We start from the raw sequence: 650 nt of genomic DNA on the forward strand, positions 1-650 counted from the left end.
ACCTTGCCGGCCTCGGCGTTCAGGCTGACGGCCACGGTCTCGCCGATGACGCCGGGGAAGGTCTTGATGCCGTACTCATTGCGGTTGAGGCTGAGGGCGCCGTCGATGAAGCCTGCCACCACGCTGCCGGGCGCCATGCCGGGCTGGGTGCCCGCGTTGGTGATGGGGAAGGTGATGCGCTTGGTCACGCCATGCAGGGTGAAGTCGCCGGTGATCTCCAGCTTGCCCTTGGCCACTTCCTTCACGGACGTGCTCTTGAAGGTGATGGTGGGGAACTTCGCCACGTCGAAGAAGTCGGGGGACTTCAGGTGCTTGTCCCGGGCCTCGTTGTCCGTGGTCAGGCTGGTCGCGTCGATGGTGACGGCCACGCTCGACTTGCTGATGTCGGCGGTGTCGACCTGGATGGTGCCTTCGAACTTCGTGAAGCGGCCGCTGACCTTGGCGAGCAGGTGGCTGACCTTGAAGCTCACCTCGCTGTGGACGGGGTCGATCTTGTAGGTGTCCTGGCCGGCCAGGGCGGGCACGGTCGCCAAGGCGAGGGTGGCGAGCAGGGTGCGGAAGGGGTGTCGCATGGAGCCTCCGGAGATTAGGTGTTTCACCATGCAATTCAGTCTAGGCGCTTCCAATGAAGTTGCAACACCTTTTTTGGG

1 protein-coding gene is annotated in these 650 nt (G+C 63.7%); it reads right to left on the reverse strand.

What is annotated here, in order from left to right:
* Positions 1 to 572, reverse strand: a 572-nt coding sequence (locus MLG87_RS15950) for a YceI family protein (RefSeq protein WP_243296052.1), incomplete at its 3' end; no start/stop codon positions are given.
* Between the last annotated feature and the right edge of the window lie 78 nt (positions 573 to 650).

The sequence above is a fragment of the Geothrix mesophila genome, from assembly GCF_022808835.1.
Lineage (GTDB): Bacteria > Acidobacteriota > Holophagae > Holophagales > Holophagaceae > Geothrix > Geothrix paludis.